The following is a 13,786-nucleotide window of genomic DNA, read 5'->3' as shown; positions in this document are numbered from 1 at the left end:
GCAACCGGCCAGCCCTCGCGGATCGCGACGGCAATGTCGCCGATAACGAGTATTGCGATCTACCCGACCGGGCATTTGCGCTGATATTGAGCACGATGACTGATTTCCACAACAGCTGACCGGCGCCGCATTACATTCGGTGTTCGGAAACGCAACAATCGTGACAGCCACCTTGGCGGCTGTATTGTTGCCAGAACCAAACTCCGCGACATTCTGGCGCGGGAAAGCAGGCGTCGCAGCGATGCGATCGCATGGGCACGACCGCATGGGAGGGCAGGATGAGCGCGTATTACGGTCAGGAGTTGCATGGCCCGTTCGAGATGTTCGATCTCGGTGATTTCGTGCTCGAGGATGGCGGCACGATTCGCGGGGCAAAACTCGCTTTCGCGACGCATGGCCGCCTGTCCGCAGCTAGGGACAACGCGATCCTGATCCCGACATGGTATTCGGGCACCAGCAAGATCATGGAGCAGACGCTGGTCGGGCCCGGCCGGGCGCTCGATCCCGAGCGCTATTTCATCATCATCGCCAATCAGATCGGCAGCGGCCTGTCCTCGTCGCCGCACAACACCGAGGGGGCGTTCCACGGCCCCGATTTCCCGAGCGTGCGCATCGGTGACGACGTCGTCGCGCAGTACAGGCTGGTGACCGAAAAATTCGGCCTTGAAGCGTTGCAACTGGTGGTCGGCGCATCGATGGGCGCACAGCAGACCTATGAATGGGCCGTGCGCTATCCCGATTTCGTGAGGCGCGCGGCGCCGATTGCCGGCACGGCGAAGAACAAACCGCATTGCAGGCTGATCGGACAGAGTTTCATCGATGCGCTGACATCCGATCCTGCATTCAACGATGGTCATTACAGGAATTCGGGAGATGTGCGGGCCGGCCTGATCCGCCACGCACGGGCGTTCGCGCTGACCGGGTTGTGCCAGGAGTTCTATCGCCTCGAACTCTGGCGCGACCTCGGCTTTTCCTCGCTGGACGATTTTTTCGTGGGGTTTCTGAACGCCTATTTCCTGCCGATGGACCCGAACAACCTGATCCTGATGGCACGAAAGTGGCAGCGTGGCGACGTCAGCCGCCATGCCAATGGCGACCTTGCCGCGGCACTCGGGCGAATCCGGGCAAGGACCACGGTGCTCGCCCTGAGTTCCGACATGTTCTTCCCGCCGGCAGATTGCGAGGAAGAGGCGAAGCTGACGCCGGGCGCCGCGTTCAGGGTGATCGACACCCGTTTCGGCCATGCCGGCCTGTTCGCGCTTGAGCCGACCTACGTGCCGCAGGTCGATGCTGCGCTGAAAGATCTGCTCGCGGCGCCCTGAAAGCGGCCGAGCTGCCCGGCCATTGGCCCACAAAATCGTGAGACCAGCGGCCGGCACCGTGCCCGCCGATCGCGGGCGAACAGCGATCACGCAATCATGACGAGCGGGGGATGGCGGAGGGACCACATTCCCGCATATGCCGTCTGTATTCCGTATGACGTAAGGGGAGAAGCGAAAAACGGTATATAAACCGTTGATAAATAATGGTATCCCGTAGGGGATTCGAACCCCTGTTGCCGCCGTGAAAGGGCAGTGTCCTAGGCCTCTAGACGAACGGGACGCCGTGCGCGGTAGATAATCGAGTTCGCCGGCTTCATCAAGCGCCGTCGTGCGGTTTTCCCGCCGGACGCAGGCGGGCCCGTGCCGCGTCGCGCCGGCCGGTGCGGCAGGCGTCGGAACAGAATTTCACCGTCTCCCAGCTGCGCGCCCATTTGCGCCGCCAGGCGAAGGGCCGGCCACAGGCCTCGCAGATCTTGCTGGGCAAATCAGCCTTGCGCCGCATCGGCACTGTCAGCGTGCCGTCGCAGCGGTGCCGGCCACCCGCCCGGTGCGCGGGTCGATGAACACGACCTCGCTTCCCTGGCCGCCGCGGAGCAGAACGGCGACAAGGCCGCCCGCCGCGGCAAGGCCGGTAACCTGCGCGCCCGCCCCGCCGGGCAGCACCACGGAAAAGGGTCGCCCGGGCGCAGCGGGCGCAGCCGCCCCCGGTGGCGCGGCGGCAACGCCCGGGGCGGCGGAAACGAGCGCCGCCGTTCGCACGGCCGTCGGTTTCGGCGCGATCAGCCGCTTGACCATGACCCCGATGACAAGCGCGGTGCCCAGCACGACAAGTATGCCAAGCCCGATCACGAGGGCTTTCAGCCCCCGCAGATTCTGCGGGCCAGCCTCGCGTGCCGGCCGTGGCCGGATTGGTGTATCCTGCATTCGTGAACTCCGAAATCAACGCAGCCGCTCAAGACCTTCCATCCGCCGGCAGCCTGCCGGCGGATACGCCATCCTACGGGGCGAGCCGTTCCACGCCACCGAGGCCGATCGCGGCGAACGGCTCGACCGGTTTCTGGCCGCCCGCCTCGGGGAGATATCGCGCTCGCGGCTGAAGGCGCTGATCGAGGCCGGCGCGGTGACCTGCGACGGCGCGACAATCACCCTGCCCTCCGCGGCGGTGCGGCCCGGCGCCGCCTATGCCCTCGCCTTGCCGCCGGCCGCGCCGGCGACGCCGCAGGGGCAGGCGATCGACCTCGTGATCCTGCATGAAGATGACGACCTGATCGTGATCGACAAGCCTGCCGGCCTCGTTGTGCATCCCGCCCCCGGCAATCCGGACGGCACGCTGGTCAACGCGCTGATCGCCCATTGCGGCGACAGCCTGGCCGGCATCGGTGGCGAGCGCCGGCCGGGCATCGTCCATCGGCTCGACAAGGATACGTCCGGCCTCATGGTCGCCGCCAAGACCGAACTCGCGCATCACACCCTCTCCGCCGCCTTTGCGGCGCGGGAGATCGAGCGCGAATATCTGGCGCTGTGCTGGGGCGCGCCGCAGCCGGCCGAAGGCGAGATCGAGGGCGCGATCGGGCGCGATCCGCGCGACCGCAAGCGCATGGCCATCGTCGCGCGGGGCGGCAAGCCGGCGCTGACCCGCTATCGCACGCTGCAACGCTTCGGTTTGGGCGCGGCGCTGCTCGCCTGCCGCCTCGCCACCGGCCGAACCCACCAGATCCGCGTGCATCTCGCCAGCAAGGGCCATCCGCTGGTCGGCGATCCGGTCTATCTCCGCCGCCGCCCGGCCGCCGCAAGCCAGATCCGCCAGCCCCAGCGCGACGGGCTTCTCGACTTTCCACGCCAGGCCCTGCACGCGGCGATCCTGGGATTTACCCACCCGCGCAGCGGCGCGGCGCTGCGCTTCGAGACCGCGCCGCCGGCAGATCTCGCAACATTGCTGTCACATCTCGCTGCTATGACCGATCACGTATGACTGCAATACCGGACTTGAATGGTCCTTTTTGTTGACATGCAACCCTGAGGCGTAGTACATACGCCACAGTCAAAGCCGGAGTTTGGGTTTGGCGGTCTGTCCTGCTGGTTACTGCCTTTTCAGGGGTTCTCGCGGGAGCGTGACAAGGCAAGATCGCTGACCTGAATATATACTCCGCTGGAATGGGGCTGGCATCACGAGGGTTCGGATTCTCCGCATCCATTTGTCTGCCGGCTCCGTAGAGATAGACGAAAGGAGCTACCAATGGCCTCTGGCGTCAGTACAATGGCCCCGAGCGAAGGCAACCTCGCCCGGTATCTGCAGGAAATCCGCAAGTTCCCGATGCTTTCTCCGGAGGAGGAAGACCGGCTTGCCCGCGCCTGGCGCGACAACAACGACCAGACCGCCGCACACAAGCTGGTGACCTCGCATCTGCGCCTGGTGGCCAAGATCGCCATGGGGTATCGCGGCTACGGGCTGCCGGTGGGCGAGCTGATTTCCGAAGGCAATGTCGGAATGATGCAGGCGGTCAAGCGGTTCGACCCGGAACGCGGCTTCCGCCTCGCCACCTATGCGATGTGGTGGATCCGTGCCGCGATTCAGGAATATATCCTGCATTCGTGGTCGCTGGTGAAAATGGGCACCACGGCGGCGCAGAAGAAGCTGTTCTTCAACCTGCGCCGGCTCAAGGGGCAGATGCAGGCCATCGACGATGGCGACATGCAGCCCGAGCAGGTGGAAAAGATCGCTCGCGTGCTCGGCGTGCCCGAGCAGGACGTGGTGAGCATGAACCGCCGCCTGACCGCGCCCGACCACAGCCTCAACGCGCCGATCCGCATGGATGGCGAGGGCGAGTGGCAGGACTGGCTGGTCGACGATGCGGACAGTCAGGAAGAAGCGATCGGCGAGCACGAGGAAATGACCGGCCGCCGCGCGCTTCTCGCCACCGCGCTGAAGACGCTGAACGACCGCGAGCGGCACATCCTGATCCAGCGCCGTCTCAAGGACGACCCGACGACGCTCGAGGATCTCTCGCAGCAATACAACATCTCGCGCGAGCGGGTGCGGCAGATCGAGGTTCGTGCTTTCGAGAAGCTGCAGAAATCGATGAAGGCGCAGGTCGCGGAACAGCGCGCCGAACAGCGCCAAGCCTTGGCCGACCGCGCCATCGCCTGAATTGAGCCCCCCGGCATCCGCTGATGCCGGGGGTTTTTCACGGGCGGCGTTTCAGGCCGCCACCCGCCATACCTCGCCATGTTCTTCGGCCCGCGCCTCGGCGCGCAGCTTCAGCAGATGCGCCAGCACGTTGCGCTCGGCGGCGATTTTCAGCATCGGGTCCTGTTTCGCATAGAGCCGGGCAGCGATGTCGGTCACCGTGGCCGGCCCGGCCCGCAAAGCCTCGAGAATGGCGGTTTCGCGCTTCTGCCGATGCGCCAGCATCTCCCGCACCAGTTCCCGCGGCCGTTCCAGCACCGGGCCGTGACCCGGCAGATACAGCACATCCGACCGCCCGAGCAGGCGCTCCAGGCTGTCGTAATAGTCCTTCATGTCGCCATCCGGCGGATTGACGATCGAGGACGACCACGACATCACGTGATCCGCGCTGAAGAGAACTTCGCCCACCTCCGGCACGTGATAGGCGAAGGCGAGGTGGTCGCTCGCATGACCCGGCGTGTGCAGCGCGGTCAGCCCGGCGACGACATCGCCCTCGCCGATCGGGCGATCGGGCTGAAACAGCTTCGTCGCCGGCCGGTGAAACCCATACGTGGTAGCCCCCGTGGCCGATTGCAGGCCCGCCGTGGCGCCCAGATGGTCGCGATGCGTGTGCGAAAGCAGGATTCGACGAATCGGCACACCGGCCGCCGCCTCGATCACATCGCCCACATGGGTTGGATCGTCCGGCCCGGGATCGAGCACGGTCAGCCCATCCGCCGCTTCGATCAGCCAGGTATTGGTGCCGTGATAGGTCATGACGCCGGGGTTGCGCGCCACGACCCGCCGGATTCCGGGCAACACGTCATGGGCAATGCCGCGCCGCGGCTCGGCCTCGGTCAGGAACGGCACGAGGCCGCCGGGCCACGCGCCCGCCTCCGGAATTCAGGACAAGTGCAATGTTTCATCCGCAAAGCTTAGACCGGTGCCGCCCTGCTTGACCAGCATGCACGGGGCCGGCGGCCGGCCTTGCTCTTGACCGGGCGAAAGCGGATGATCCGTTCCAGGGCGGGTGCGCGCCGGCCCGCAAGCACCGCAGGGAGGAACAAGGTATGTCGCAACACGATCTGGAAGCGCTCTGGGAGGCGCATTGCCGCTACGAATTCGAGACCCGGGACGTCGACGCCACGATGGCGACGATGGTTGCCACCCCCTACGTCAACCACATCCCGACAATGACAGGCGGTGTCGGCCATGACCAGTTGAAGCGGTTCTACAAATATCATTTCATCGGTGCCAACCCGCCGGATACGGAAATGGTGCCGGTCAGCCGCACCGTGGGGGCGAGCAGCATCGTCGACGAGATGATCTTCCGCTTCACCCACACATCCGAGATCGACTGGATGGTGCCCGGCATTCCGCCCACAGGCCGCCGCGTCGAGATTCCCCTTGTCGCGATCGTGCAGTTCGACGGCGACAAGCTGGTTCACGAGCATATCTATTGGGATCAGGCCTCGGTTTTGGTTCAGCTCGGCCTGCTCGATCCAGCGGGCCTGCCCGTCGCGGGAGCCGAGACGGCGCGCAAGGTGCTGGACAAGAGCCAGCAGAGCAACGTGCTGATGGCCGCCTGGGCCACCAGCGAGGGCAAGCCGATCTGAACCGCCGCCTGGGGCATCAGTGGCGCAGATGCCAGGCCGGTATGTCTTCGAAGCCGATGCGGCGGCGCAAAACAATCCGGCAGAGATCGTCAAAGCTTTCCACCACATCGGCGCTGTCGAACCCGATGGTGATTCCGAATTCTTCTTCCGCCTCCACGATGAGGCTGAGCGTTGCGATCGAATCCCAATCCCGCACCGAGCGCATGGACGCGACCGGAATTTCACTCTGCGGCAGATCAGGGAACAGGCGGGCGAAGATCATTGCGACTCGCGTGGCGATATCGTCGGGCTGATCTGCCATCCTCACCACCGTCTCCTTCCCTGCCACGGCCATTGTTGCCGCAACACGCGTCCATGCTTGTTGCCGCATGGCCTGCGCGTGTCGCCGGTACAGCCTCCTGCCAAAAGTGACGGGAAGCCTGACCCGGCGACGAGACCGGACCAAACACGATTTTGCAAAATGATGAAATCAAATATTTGCCAAGTCCTGGTCTCTGGCATGATCAATGTCCAATCCTGTCGGGCCGGGCGGGAGACGCCGTCCGTCTGGCAATCCTGCCGCCATTAGAGCACTTTCCGATCCATCCGGATCGGATGCAACGCTCTATCATTTTGATAATTAAACCATCTTTACCCAAGCAGATGACTCCATCCGATCGGATGATGCTCTAACGGATCGGCCGGCCATATCCGGTCGGATGCGGTGCTAGAAAAGTTCGAGATCCCCGGAAGCGCTTGTAACGGTCGGCTCCTTGACGCCGCTGAGGCGTTCGGCCAGCGCCCCGACGACAACTTCGCGCGCCGCGCGGCCCGGATCGATCGACCAGCCATCCGGCAGGACAAGCCGCAAATGTTCCATGAATGTGTGAAGCCCCTGCAACCTCTGGGTCAGGATGTCGAGCATCTGCGCTTCCTGGCGGTAGAGGCTGCTCTGCGGCGAGGCGACAAGGGCCGGGCTCAGCACTTCCTGCATCCGCAGCGCATAGGCGCCGAGATCGACCAGTTCCGCCTCGATGATCCCGAACAGCTCGTTCATGGGCATGCTGGACGACATGACTTCAAGCCTGGTTTCGGTGGAATCCTGGGGTGTCCTGTAGGCGGCCATGGCAGATATCCGTTCAGAACAGTTCGACCGCACCGCTGGGCGGTGGTGTCTTGAGGGTGCGCAGATCGGGCTCGGCGCGCAGAACGGCAGGCTGATCTGCCGCAAGCAATGTCTGTCGGGCGCGCCCGGTGGTAGGGGAGAACTGGATGCGCCGCCCGCGCTCGCCGCGCAGGCTGCCGCCGACGATCTCGATGCTCTCGGCGTTCAGGAAGCGCTCGGCGAACTCGGCATTCAGACGGCCGATATCCGTCAGCCCCTTTACCAGGCAGGCCCCGCCGAACAGCTTCGCCTTGAGTCGCTCGCGCCGCGCGCCATGCCGGAGCAGATCGTTGATCAGCAGTTCCATTGCATAGGCGCCGTACCGCTGGGCCGCCCCGCCACCGGAGCGGACGGAAGACTGGCCGGGCAGCAGGAAATGGTTCATCCCTCCGACCGCCGCCATCGGATCCCACAGGCAGGCGGCGACACAGGAGCCAAGAATGGTGCACAGCACAATATCAGGATCGCGCTCGACCCGATATTCGCCCTGCACGATGTTGATTCGGCGGGCGAGGTCCAGCGAGGGAGGGCCTGCAAGCGTCACGTCAGCGTCCCGAGCACGGCTTCGATCTTTTCCTTCAGCGCTTCGGTCGTGAAGGGTTTGACCAGGTAATTGTTCACCCCGTGCTCGACGGCGCTCATCACCATCTGCTTGTCGGCCCGTCCGGTAAGCATGATGAAGGCCGTCTTGCTGATCGGCCCATGCGCGCGGATCGCCCGCAACAGGCTGAGACCGTTGAACTTGGGCATGTTGTAGTCGGAGATCACAAGATGAATTGGCGTCTTGCGGGTCAGGAGCAGTTTGAGCGCTTCTTCGCCATCCTCGGCCTCGATCACTTCGCCGATTCCGATTGCGTCGAACCCAACCCGCGCGAGGCTGCGTATCGTCTGCTGGTCGTCGACGATAAGAATGCTCAACGAGCTGGCAACAGGCATTAGTTTGGCTCCCGGGTGATGGAGATGGCGTTGGTGCTTTTGACGATGTGATCGGCAATGGTGGTCAGCGGCAGTTGGCGGCCCACGGCGCCGATCTCGAAGGCGGCCTTCGGCATGCCATAGACGATCGAGGAGCCCTCATCCTGGCCGATCGTCTCGGCGCCGGTCTCGCGCATCGCGGCCAGCCCCTCGGCGCCATCGCGCCCCATGCCGGTCAGTATCACCCCGAGCCCGCGCCCGCGCGCGACCCGGGCGAAGGATGTGAACAGCACATCGGCCGAAGGCCGATGCCCGCTGACGCGCTCGCCATCGTGCAGGCGGCAGTGCAGGCGGCCATTGTTCATCGTGCCGGCCAGTTCGAGATGTGCATCGCCGGGGGCGACATAGACATGCCCTGGCTGTACCGCGATGCCGTTCTGGGCCTCCGTCACCGTCGGCGCACAGAGCCTGTTCAGGCGATCGGCAAAGCTGCGGGTAAAGGCCGGCGGCATGTGCTGCACCACCATTGTCGGCGGGCAATTGGCAGGAAAACGGGACAGCACCTCGATCAGCGCTTCGACACCGCCGGTGGACGCCCCGATGGCGATCAACCGCCCGTCGGGCCGGAAATTGCCGGACTGCGTGACCGATGCCGGCCGCGCAGCGCCCGCCTCCCGCGGCCGCATCCGCAGCCTGGTCTTCGCCGCCGCCTTGATCTTTTCGCCCAGCAGATCGAATTCATGGCGGTCGCCGAGTGCCGGTTTCGGCACACAGTCGAACGCGCCGATCTCCAGGGCCTGCAGCGTCGCCCGCGCGCCCTCGGAGGTAAGGCTCGAGACCATGATCACCGGCGTCGGCCGTAGCCGCATGATTTTTTCCAGGAAATCGAGACCGTTCATGTTCGGCATCTCGACATCGAGGGTGATCACGTCCGGGTTGAGTTCCTTGATGGCGCTGCGAGCCTCGTAGGGATCGCCGGCCTCTCCGACGATCTCGATCTCGGGATCGCGCCGGAGCGAGGCGGCGATGACGCCGCGCATCGTGGCCGAATCGTCCACGATCAGAACACGTACCGTCATCCTTTCGTCCCCCGGGGAGCCATGAGCCGGTAGGTTGTGATCCCATCGCTCCGGAGAGACGCTTCGGCCGGGCCGCTCACGCGTTCCGAATGGCCGATATAGAGTGCGCCGCCCTCCTCGAGCAGCGGCACCATGCGGGCCCAGACCTGCTTTTGCGTTTCGTCATCGAAATAAATTGCAACATTGCGGCAGAACACAGCATTGAACCGGCCGCGCATGGGCCAGTTGCCGATCAGGTTCAGGGAGCGGAACGCCACCAGCGATCGGGCGGCCTCCGCAATCCGGAACTTGGGCGAATTGTTGTTGGCCGGCTCGAACCAGCGCTCGCGCAGCTCCTGCGGCACCGCGGTGATCTCGGAGGCGTCATACAGCCCGGCCCGGCCGGTCGCGAGCATCGTGCGGTCGATATCGGTGGCGAGGATCCGGATGTCATAGCGCGGCGCCTCGGGCAGCAGGGCCAGAACGGTGAGCGCCATCGAATAGGGCTCCTGGCCGCTGGAACAGGCCGCCGACCACAGCCGCACCCGCCCACCGCTGCGCGCCTGGGCCAATAGCGGCGGCAGGACCCGGGTGCGCAGATGGTCGAAATGATGCGGCTCACGGAAAAACCGCGTGACATTCGTGGTCAACGCGCCGAGCATCTCCTGCCGCTCGGCGCCGCCCGCCGCGCTTTCGACAAGCTCGCAATATTCGGCGAAGCTTTCGAGCCCGAGCGTCCGGATGCGCTTCGCCAGCCTCGAATACACGAGCGTGGCCTTGGCCTCGGGCAGCGCAATCCCCGCCTCCTCACGCATGATCCGGGCAATGGTGCGGAAATCCTCTCGGGTGAGGACATATTCCGCGCCTTCGATCAGACCTTCGCTTTCGCGCCGTGGTCGCGGCCGTAGGCTCATGCGGCTTCCCGTTCCACAGCCGGAAGAACGTGATCGAGCGAGATCAGGCTGATCATCCGCCCATCCACTGGCATCAGCCCGCGCACGAAACTCTTGACCACGTCCGAAGCCACATCCGGCGTCGGCTGGATTGCATTGTCATTCATCGTCAGGATGTCGGACACGGCATCCACCAGCAGGCCGACCATCTGGCGGTCGATCTGCACGACGATGATCACATGCCGCGCGGTCGGCTCCGAGCGGGGCAGACCGAGCCTGACCGCGAAATCGACGATCGGCAGCACCGCGCCGCGCAGGTTGATCACGCCGCAGATATATCCAGGCGACTGCGGCAGAACCGTCGCCGCCGTCCAGCCGCGGATTTCACGCACCGCCATGATGTCGACACAGAATTCCTGAACGCCGACCCGGAAGGCAATCAGTTCGCGGGCCCCGGACCCGCTGGTCATGACTTCATTCATCATTCAACTCGCTGACATGAGGATCGGTTCGACACGAGATGCGTCGACCCGCAGATTGTCGCTCCGCGTCACGGAAACGATCGCATCCACATCAAGGATGAGGGCGACCCGGCCGTCACCCATCACGGTGGCTGCCGCGATGCCGGGGACCGCCCGGTAATTCGCCTCGAGACTCTTGATCACGACCTGGCGCTGGCCCTGAATGCCATCGACCACAAGGACGGCGCGCACGCCCCCCTCGCCCTCGACCAGCAGCGCCACGCTCTTTTCGGGCTCCGCCGGCATGGCGCGATAGCCGAGTGCTGCGCCGACATCGACCAGCGGGATATACCCTCCGCGCATGGCCAGCACCCGGACATCGACACCGAGCGTATGCACCTGCTCGCTCCGTGGCTGCAGCGTCTCCACGATGGCGCTCAGGGGAACGATCAGCGTATGGCCATCGACGCTGACGACCATGCCATCCAGCACGGCGAGGGTGAGCGGCAGGCTGAGCGTGAAGGTCGAGCCCTTGCCCGGCCGCGAGGCGATGGAAATGCGTCCGCCCAGCGCCTGCACCGACCGGCGCACCACGTCCATGCCGACGCCACGCCCCGAAATGTCGGAAATCTCGCTTGCGGTGGAGAATCCGGGCATGAAGATGAGGTTGTCGATCTCCTCGTCGGTAAGCGGGGCGTCGGGCGAGACAAGACCTTTCTCCACCGCCTTCGCCCGCACCCGCTCGCGGTTGATGCCGGCCCCGTCATCCTCGACTTCGATGACGATCCGGCCTGAACGGTGCAGCGCGGTCAGCTTCACCAGACCTTCGGCCGGCTTCCCGGCCGCAAGGCGCGCCTCGGTTGATTCAAGACCGTGATCGATGGCGTTGCGGATCATGTGGGTCAGCGGATCGACGATCCGCTCGATCACCGTCTTGTCGACCTCGGTTGTCTCGCCATCGGTCAGCAGGCGAACCTGCTTGCCGGTCATCGTCGCGACCTCGCGCACGAGGCGCGGCATGCGCTGGAAGACCGAGCGCACGGGCTGCGCGCGGATCGCCATCACGCTGTCCTGGATTTCGCGCGTCAGCTGCTCAAGCTCGTCCAACGCCGTCATGACAGCGGAGGCGCGGGCAAGCCCGGCCTCGAACACGCGCTGCGAGAGCATCGCCTCGTTGATGACAAGCTCGCCGACGAGGTCGATCAGCCGGTCCACGCGGTCGAGATCGACACGGATGGTCGCCCCCACGCCCTGCGCGGCATCGTTGCGCGCGGCTGGCGCTTCGGCAGACGCCGAAGCGGGCTCGGGCTCCGGCGGCGGCGAAACTGCCGGAGGCGGCGGAGGCGGAGCCACCACGATCTCGGGCTCGATGACCGCTGGCGCCTCCACACTCGCCGCCGCGTTCCGCAGCAAGGCAAGGATCTCGTCGTCGGAGGGTTGCCCGGCATCCGCAGCGACGGCGGACGAACTCGCGGCCACAGCCACGTCGGCGGGCAGGTTCCTCTCGATCTGGATTTCGCAATCGTCCTCGACGAACTCGAACACGGCACGGATCATGTCCTCCGTGCAGTCCGCATCCAGCACGATCGTCCATGTGAGATAGGCCCCCTCAGGATCGAGGGCGGCGAGATCCGGCAGGCTTTCGGCATCGACCGTCACCCGCATCGGGCCGAGGCGGCCAAGCTCGCGCAGCAGCAGCCCAGCCTCATTGGCCTTGGCGTAAAGATCGGCCAGGGGCTTGAACCGGACGATCCAGCCCGGCGGCGGCGCAGCCTCGGTCTCGATCGTGACCGGCACTGCCGCAAAGGCGATGTCGGCGAAATCGTCATCCTCGGCGTCGCCGGCGTCGGGCTCGCCGGTCAATTGCCGCAGTTCCGACACGATCGAGGCGATCCGCACGGGATCGGTGGTGCTGCCGTCGCGCGCCGCGCGCACCAGATCGGCCAGCGCATCGGACGCGCGCAACATGACGCGCATCGCCTCCGGCGACGGCTCCAGCCGACCCGCGCGGATCAGGTCGAGCACCGTCTCGAAGACATGAGCGAAATGCACGAGATCTTCCAGACCGAACGCGCCGGCGCCACCCTTGATCGAGTGGACGGCACGAAAGACGGCATTCACCGTCTCGGAATCGGTCTGCCCCGACTCCATCCGCATCAGCCCGGTTTCAAGCTCGCCGAGCTGTTCCTCGCATTCCTGGAAGAAGGTTTCGCGGATCTCCGCCATCGGATCCATCGGTCAGACTCCCATCATGCCGCAACACGCCGGATCGCATCGACCAGCTTGACCGGATCGAAGGGTTTGACGATCCAGCCCGTTGCACCAGCAGCCTTCGCCCGCCCCTTCTTTTCGGGGTCCACCTCGGTGGTGAGCACCAGCACCGGTGTGGTGCGCCATGTGGCATCCTTGCGGACCGCCTCGATGAACCCGAAACCATCGAGGCGCGGCATGTTGATGTCGGTCACGATGACGTCCGGCGTCTCGACCTGCAGCACCTCAAGGCCGTGCACACCATCCTCGGCCTGCACCACCCGATACCCCGCCTCGACCAGCGACATGCGCAGCATGTCACGCATGGTGCGCGAATCATCCACGGTGAGAATCGTCTTGGTCACGCGACTATATCCTTCTGAAATTGAAACGCGGCAGGACCGATGCCGAATAATTCGAGCGCTGCTTCCATCTGCGCGGCCATGCGTTCGATCACGAACGCATGGCCATCCGCCTCCCAGGTGGACCGGGCCGAAAGCAGGACCTGCAGGCATTGGCCGCCCAGCCGCTCGACCAGCGAACCATCGATCCGCAGATCGGTGCCGCGTTTCGCGAGCAGCCCTTGCGCCAGAGGAGACGCCGCCTTGAGGTCGAGAACAGGATCGAGCGCGAACGGGTCCGCGGTGTCAGTCATGGTTGGGGTGCTCCTCGGCAAGCTTCCGCTCGCAGGCGCGGGCGCGATGACGCGCCCGGTAACTTAAACGGGGGATACGGCCGGAGCGGATGCCGCGACGGGCAGGGCAGCGCCCGAGGGGGAAAACCGGCACGGTCACCGCCCGCTCCCGACGAGAGCCGGAAGGAGGGGCGGCCGCGCGCGCCCTCGCCAGGGCTGCCGATGCCGGCCAACCGGATGATCAAGAACGGTCACGTCCCATGTCCCCACTCAGGATACCCTCCGCAGATCCGCGACGGACTTCGGAGATCCTGCGGCGAGGAAGAT

General features: G+C 65.2%; 17 protein-coding genes and 1 tRNA gene. 4 read left to right on the top strand and 14 right to left on the bottom strand.

The window, feature by feature from the left end:
* Nucleotides 1–251: 251 nt before the first annotated feature.
* Nucleotides 252–1,322, top strand: coding sequence for an alpha/beta fold hydrolase (locus ACIDOCELLA78_RS94025; RefSeq protein ID WP_249676477.1), 1,071 nt, complete (start codon nucleotides 252–254; stop codon nucleotides 1,320–1,322).
* A gap of 204 nt (nucleotides 1,323–1,526) precedes the next feature.
* On the opposite strand, the gene ACIDOCELLA78_RS94020 is transcribed toward ACIDOCELLA78_RS94025, so the two are convergent.
* The 3 genes from ACIDOCELLA78_RS94020 to ACIDOCELLA78_RS94010 all read right to left on the bottom strand — a co-directional run bounded on the left by ACIDOCELLA78_RS94020 (nucleotide 1,527) and on the right by ACIDOCELLA78_RS94010 (nucleotide 2,246).
* A tRNA-Glu gene (locus tag ACIDOCELLA78_RS94020) sits at nucleotides 1,527–1,602 on the bottom strand.
* Nucleotides 1,603–1,638: 36 nt separating this feature from the next.
* Entirely contained in the window at nucleotides 1,639–1,824 is a 186-nt protein-coding gene (locus ACIDOCELLA78_RS94015; RefSeq protein WP_201729502.1) for a DUF2256 domain-containing protein, read from the bottom strand.
* An 8-nt stretch (nucleotides 1,825–1,832) separates the two neighbouring features.
* Nucleotides 1,833–2,246 carry a hypothetical protein gene (locus ACIDOCELLA78_RS94010; RefSeq protein WP_201729501.1) on the bottom strand — a complete coding sequence of 138 codons (414 nt, stop codon included), beginning with the start codon at nucleotides 2,244–2,246 and terminating at the stop codon, nucleotides 1,833–1,835.
* A 70-nt stretch (nucleotides 2,247–2,316) separates the two neighbouring features.
* Between ACIDOCELLA78_RS94010 and ACIDOCELLA78_RS94005 the strand changes: the two genes are divergently transcribed.
* Nucleotides 2,317–3,294: an RluA family pseudouridine synthase gene (locus ACIDOCELLA78_RS94005; RefSeq protein WP_249676504.1), complete on the top strand. Its 978-nt coding sequence runs from the start codon at nucleotides 2,317–2,319 to the stop codon at nucleotides 3,292–3,294.
* Nucleotides 3,295–3,558: 264 nt separating this feature from the next.
* Nucleotides 3,559–4,470, top strand: coding sequence for an RNA polymerase sigma factor RpoH (gene rpoH / locus ACIDOCELLA78_RS94000; protein WP_201729500.1), 912 nt, complete (start codon nucleotides 3,559–3,561; stop codon nucleotides 4,468–4,470).
* 51 nt (nucleotides 4,471–4,521) lie between these two features.
* On the opposite strand, the gene ACIDOCELLA78_RS93995 is transcribed toward rpoH, so the two are convergent.
* Nucleotides 4,522–5,358, bottom strand: coding sequence for an MBL fold metallo-hydrolase (locus tag ACIDOCELLA78_RS93995; protein WP_201729499.1), 837 nt, complete (start codon nucleotides 5,356–5,358; stop codon nucleotides 4,522–4,524).
* Nucleotides 5,359–5,558: 200 nt separating this feature from the next.
* On the opposite strand from ACIDOCELLA78_RS93995, the gene ACIDOCELLA78_RS93990 reads away from it, so the two are divergent.
* Entirely contained in the window at nucleotides 5,559–6,104 is a 546-nt protein-coding gene (locus ACIDOCELLA78_RS93990; protein WP_201729498.1) for an ester cyclase, read from the top strand.
* Nucleotides 6,105–6,120: 16 nt separating this feature from the next.
* On the opposite strand, the gene ACIDOCELLA78_RS93985 is transcribed toward ACIDOCELLA78_RS93990, so the two are convergent.
* The 10 genes from ACIDOCELLA78_RS93985 to ACIDOCELLA78_RS93940 all read right to left on the bottom strand — a co-directional run bounded on the left by ACIDOCELLA78_RS93985 (nucleotide 6,121) and on the right by ACIDOCELLA78_RS93940 (nucleotide 13,480).
* A complete protein-coding gene (locus tag ACIDOCELLA78_RS93985) occupies nucleotides 6,121–6,366 on the bottom strand; it encodes an acyl carrier protein (protein WP_249676474.1) in 246 nt (81 codons plus the stop codon).
* Nucleotides 6,367–6,810: 444 nt separating this feature from the next.
* Nucleotides 6,811–7,146 (bottom strand): hypothetical protein, encoded by a 336-nt coding sequence (locus ACIDOCELLA78_RS93980; protein WP_249676459.1) that lies wholly within the window; start codon nucleotides 7,144–7,146, stop codon nucleotides 6,811–6,813.
* Nucleotides 7,147–7,222: 76 nt separating this feature from the next.
* On the bottom strand, nucleotides 7,223–7,792 hold the full coding sequence (locus ACIDOCELLA78_RS93975; RefSeq protein WP_201729496.1) for a chemotaxis protein CheD: 570 nt from the start codon (nucleotides 7,790–7,792) through the stop codon (nucleotides 7,223–7,225).
* Nucleotides 7,789–8,184 carry a response regulator gene (locus ACIDOCELLA78_RS93970; RefSeq protein WP_201729495.1) on the bottom strand — a complete coding sequence of 132 codons (396 nt, stop codon included), beginning with the start codon at nucleotides 8,182–8,184 and terminating at the stop codon, nucleotides 7,789–7,791. The genes ACIDOCELLA78_RS93975 and ACIDOCELLA78_RS93970 overlap by 4 nt, the downstream gene beginning before the upstream one ends.
* Complete coding sequence (locus tag ACIDOCELLA78_RS93965) at nucleotides 8,184–9,242, bottom strand: chemotaxis response regulator protein-glutamate methylesterase (protein WP_201729494.1); 1,059 nt, start codon at nucleotides 9,240–9,242, stop codon at nucleotides 8,184–8,186. The genes ACIDOCELLA78_RS93970 and ACIDOCELLA78_RS93965 overlap by 1 nt, the downstream gene beginning before the upstream one ends.
* Complete coding sequence (locus ACIDOCELLA78_RS93960; protein WP_201729493.1) at nucleotides 9,239–10,135, bottom strand: protein-glutamate O-methyltransferase CheR; 897 nt, start codon at nucleotides 10,133–10,135, stop codon at nucleotides 9,239–9,241. Before ACIDOCELLA78_RS93960 ends, ACIDOCELLA78_RS93965 begins: the two co-directional genes overlap by 4 nt.
* Complete coding sequence (locus ACIDOCELLA78_RS93955) at nucleotides 10,132–10,584, bottom strand: chemotaxis protein CheW (RefSeq protein ID WP_324482417.1); 453 nt, start codon at nucleotides 10,582–10,584, stop codon at nucleotides 10,132–10,134. Before ACIDOCELLA78_RS93955 ends, ACIDOCELLA78_RS93960 begins: the two co-directional genes overlap by 4 nt.
* A 15-nt stretch (nucleotides 10,585–10,599) precedes the next feature.
* Complete coding sequence (locus ACIDOCELLA78_RS93950) at nucleotides 10,600–12,810, bottom strand: chemotaxis protein CheA (RefSeq protein ID WP_201729492.1); 2,211 nt, start codon at nucleotides 12,808–12,810, stop codon at nucleotides 10,600–10,602.
* A gap of 14 nt (nucleotides 12,811–12,824) precedes the next feature.
* Complete coding sequence (locus ACIDOCELLA78_RS93945) at nucleotides 12,825–13,190, bottom strand: response regulator (RefSeq protein WP_201729491.1); 366 nt, start codon at nucleotides 13,188–13,190, stop codon at nucleotides 12,825–12,827.
* A complete protein-coding gene (locus tag ACIDOCELLA78_RS93940; protein ID WP_201729490.1) occupies nucleotides 13,187–13,480 on the bottom strand; it encodes an STAS domain-containing protein in 294 nt (97 codons plus the stop codon). Before ACIDOCELLA78_RS93940 ends, ACIDOCELLA78_RS93945 begins: the two co-directional genes overlap by 4 nt.
* Between the last annotated feature and the right edge of the window lie 306 nt (nucleotides 13,481–13,786).

The sequence above is a fragment of the Acidocella sp. C78 genome, from assembly GCF_907164655.1.
The sequence above is the reverse complement of the archived record's forward strand: the minus strand, read 5'-3'. Positions and strand labels throughout refer to the sequence as shown.